This window comes from Deltaproteobacteria bacterium (assembly GCA_013151235.1).
Classification (GTDB): Bacteria; CG2-30-53-67; CG2-30-53-67; order CG2-30-53-67; family CG2-30-53-67; genus JAADIO01.
Map to the genome: position 1 here is coordinate 1 of JAADIO010000010.1, position 3602 is coordinate 3602.

The window sequence follows — 3602 nt, forward strand, 5'->3', positions numbered from 1 at the left end:
AATATCAATCACTTACACCGTTCGCCCTGAGCACGCCTGTCCTGAGCTGGTCGAAGGGTCGAAGGGCTTCGTGACTTTTTACGACACCATCTTCTTTGAGGTTATCAATCTTGCGACAGCCGAAAACCCTCCAGCTCTTTTTCCAGAAGGGGTGCTGATGCGGTCAGGAACTCCTCCCGCTCCCCTTCTTTCATCAGGATTGTTGCTTTCCCGTCCACGTGGGCGTAACGGGTGAGGATCCGGGAGATGAGCTTCTTCGCTTCCCCATCCACCGTCCCGACGGCGACACAACAGGGTCCCGTGAAATCTTCGGGAAGAAAAACCGGGAACCGGTCCGCTGCCAACCGGATTAGCGTCTCGTTCTCCTTTTCATTCCGTCCCACGATGACCTTCAGACCGGGATGAATCCGAAGATGTCTGCCGGCCCGCAACAGCCGGATTTCCTCCATCCGGAGGCTTTCACTGTGCCGGAAGAGATCCTTCAACTTCACGGCGTAGTGGGCATCCGTCAGGAGGCAGCCGCCGGCCGGGCAGGGATAATCCCTGATGGAAAAGTGTTCCGCGAGGGCCATCTGCTCCTTCCGGCTCCGTCCCGTGATCGACAAAAGGCGGTTACGGTCCACAACACCGGCCTCCTCCGGAAGGGTGGGATCAAGCACGCCTGCGGAGAGGGGCCTGAGGATCCGTCCCTTGAGTCCCGCCTCCCGGTCGATCAGGTTCATTGCATCCCTTCGTTGCGACATGGGACGCTGCCCTAAGACCTCCCCGGTGATCAGAAAGGTGGCGCCGATCTCTTCCATGAATTCGGCGGCCTTTCTGTGCAGGAAGACCCGGCAGTCGAGGCAGGGGTTCATGTTCTTGCCGTATCCGAAACGGGGGTTCCGGACCCTCTCGATATATTCGAGATCGGCATGGATCACTTTCACCGGGATTCCGAATTCCCTGGCCACGCGGAAGGCCTCATTCCCGCAGCCCTTCTTCCGGTTGCAGCAGCAAAAGGGGGTCTTCAGATTGAAGGCCGTGACATCGATTCCCTGTTCGAGGATCACTTTCACGGCGAGTGTGCTGTCGAGGCCGCCCGACAACAGGGCGACAGCTTTCTTGTTCATCTCGGGGATGGTTTTTGTCTGCATTTCAGCTCCGAAATTTTTCTCAGTATAACCCGGAAAAGGGAATCCTGCCAGTTCCCCGAAGGGAGGATTTGGCATTTTTCCGGGTCTTATGATATGATACGCAATATTTCCGCCGGAAAAGGAGACAAAATATGGAAATGACTCTTCTGCTTCAACTCTCCGTGGTCCTTCATGTGATCGGCGTCGTCGTCTGGATCGGCGGCGTCGCCTTTGTGACCATGATCCTCTTCCCGCTCATTCATGATATGGAGGACCCGATGGAAAAGGCCCTCCTCTTCCAGCGTGTGGAGCACCGATTTGCCGGGATCGCCCGGATCATGATTATCATGGTCGGGCTGACCGGCCTATTCAACCTCTACGAAAAGGGGCTCTACAAGATCCTGTCCACGCCGCAGGGATGGTGGCTCCACCTGATGATCACGGTCTACACGATCTATGCCCTTCTTATATTCGGACTGGAGAAGGCCCTCTTTAAAAGGATCTTCAAGGACATTAAAAACCTGAATGCCGACCAGGTCTTCTTCCGGATGACGGTCTTCCACTGGGTCGTGCTGGCTGCAAGCCTTCTGGCCGTCGCCGGCGGCGTGATCGGCACCTATTGAGCCGGATCGTTTTCCGGCCCGGTTTCTCCCTTCAGATATTTCTCCGGATCTCTCAGAAAGGTCTCTTTTTCCCCTTTTCCGCAAAAATAATAGGTCTTGCCTTTATATTCCACTTCAGCGACCGCACGGTCACTGGAAATCTCCATGCCGCAGATCGGATCGAGAGCCGTCTCTTTGACCGTTGCTGCCGTCTCCGACTGCACCTGCTGTCCGGTGTGACGGGAACAATCCGCTGAACCACACCCGTCCCCGCAGGAAAAGAGGGCCGGGGGATAGAGAAAGCATAAGATCCCGATCAGGCAAAGTATGAACAATGAACGTTTCATGGCGATCCACTCCCTGAAAGAAAGATTACTAATCCACTCCGGTTACTATACAAAAATGGGGTGTGATTGGCAAACGAAATCGCCCTGTGCCGTCCTGATCATTTGACAGTGGAGGAGATCGACAGTACATTTTCACCAAGAGGTGAAACCGATGAAATGGGCATCGACCGTATCGATCCGGACCGGGGCCGATGAAAATATTCGGCAGTGTGTTGACGACGTGCGGAAGGGACTGGGTGCCCCGCCCGATCTGGCCCTCCTCTTTGTCTCCCGTCATTTTTCCGAAGACTATGCCGGGATTGCACTTTCCGTGCAGGAAAAACTTGCCTGCACGGTGCTGATCGGTTGTTCGGCGGGCGGGGTGATCGGGGCCGGCAAGGAGGTCGAAGGGATGCCCGGAATCAGCCTGACGGCAGGGATTCTTCCCGGTGTGACGATCCACCCCTTTCACGTTGATCAGGTCGATCTGCCGAGTCTTGATGGAAGTCCCCGTCTCTGGGAAGATTTGATCGGTGTGACGACACGGGAGGCCCCCCATTTTCTCCTTTTTGCGGATCCTTTTACGTTCTCACCCGAGGAGTGGCTCAGCGGTTTTGATTTCGCGTACCCCGGGGCATCGAAGGTCGGGGGGTTGGCCTCCGCCGCATCGCAGCGAGGAGAGAATGTCCTCTTTCTGAACGGAAAGATGCTCCGGTCCGGGATGGTCGGGGTTGCCTTGGCCGGTGATGTGGTTCTCGATACGGCGGTCGCACAGGGGTGTTACGCCGTCGGTCCGGTCCTGCATGTGACCGAATGCGAAGAGAATAAGTTGATGGAACTGGATCATCAACCGGCCATGGAGGTTGTTGCGGAGATCCTGAACGGTCTTGAGCCGGAAGAGCAGGAACGGGTCCAGCATTCCCTCTTTATCGGTCTTGGGATGGACGCCATGAAAGAGACCAGTACCCACGGCGACTTCCTGATCCGGAACCTGATCGGCGCCGACGCCGAGGCGGGGCATCTCTTTGTCGCTGCCCGTCTCCATGAAGGACAGACCGTGCAATTCCATCTGCGGGATGCCCGCGCCTCCGCCTCCGATCTCAATGCCGTCCTCTCCGATTTTGCCGGAAGACATGAAGAACAGCACTATGCGGGGGCCTTTCTCTTTTCCTGCATGGGAAGAGGGCAGATGCTCTACGGCCGGTCCAACCATGATGCGGAACGTTTTCGGCATTTTCTCGGCGATCTTCCCCTGGGTGGGTTCTTCTGCAGCGGAGAGATCGGTCCCGTTGGCGGGACCACCTACCTGCACGGTTATACCAGCAGCTTCGGAATCATCGGTCCCAGGGACTGACGGAGGTGCAGGGGGTACTCTTTCTAACCGGGCAAAAGGATCTGAACGAGTATCAAGGGCCGATGGCACGCGCCTGCCCCCGGAGGTGTGTAATCTACGGGCTGTTTACGGTCCGTAGTCATCATGGTGAAGGGAGTTTCTTCTTCCAGAGGTCCCGCTCTATCCTCAAAAGAATGAAGTAATGCTCCACAATATGATCGGGAAGATC

At 56.3% G+C, this 3602-nt stretch carries 4 protein-coding genes; 2 read left to right on the plus strand and 2 right to left on the minus strand.

The genetic code is table 11. From position 1 onward, the window contains the following. Positions 1-104: 104 nt before the first annotated feature. Positions 105-1109, minus strand: coding sequence for a hypothetical protein (locus GXP58_02235; GenBank protein ID NOY52419.1), 1005 nt, complete (start codon positions 1107-1109; stop codon positions 105-107). Between the two features lie 155 nt (positions 1110-1264). Between GXP58_02235 and GXP58_02240 the strand changes: the two genes are divergently transcribed. Beyond that, a complete protein-coding gene (locus tag GXP58_02240) occupies positions 1265-1735 on the plus strand; it encodes a hypothetical protein (GenBank protein ID NOY52420.1) in 471 nt (156 codons plus the stop codon). On the opposite strand, the gene GXP58_02245 is transcribed toward GXP58_02240, so the two are convergent. Further along, positions 1729-1881 carry a YHS domain-containing protein gene (locus GXP58_02245; protein NOY52421.1) on the minus strand — a complete coding sequence of 51 codons (153 nt, stop codon included), beginning with the start codon at positions 1879-1881 and terminating at the stop codon, positions 1729-1731. The genes GXP58_02240 and GXP58_02245 overlap by 7 nt on opposite strands. 331 nt (positions 1882-2212) lie before the next feature. On the opposite strand from GXP58_02245, the gene GXP58_02250 reads away from it, so the two are divergent. After that, complete coding sequence (locus tag GXP58_02250; protein NOY52422.1) at positions 2213-3394, plus strand: hypothetical protein; 1182 nt, start codon at positions 2213-2215, stop codon at positions 3392-3394. Positions 3395-3602: the final 208 nt, after the last annotated feature.

Bases quoted from the DNA above. Each gene is read 5' to 3' on its own strand.
- GXP58_02235 (NOY52419.1), bottom strand. From the start codon at position 1,109: ATGAACAAGAAAGCTGTCGCCCTGTTGTCGGGCGGCCTCGACAGCACA.
- GXP58_02240 (NOY52420.1), top strand. From the start codon at position 1,265: ATGGAAATGACTCTTCTGCTTCAACTCTCCGTGGTCCTTCATGTGATC.
- GXP58_02245 (NOY52421.1), bottom strand. From the start codon at position 1,881: ATGGAGATTTCCAGTGACCGTGCGGTCGCTGAAGTGGAATATAAAGGC.
- GXP58_02250 (NOY52422.1), top strand. From the start codon at position 2,213: ATGAAATGGGCATCGACCGTATCGATCCGGACCGGGGCCGATGAAAAT.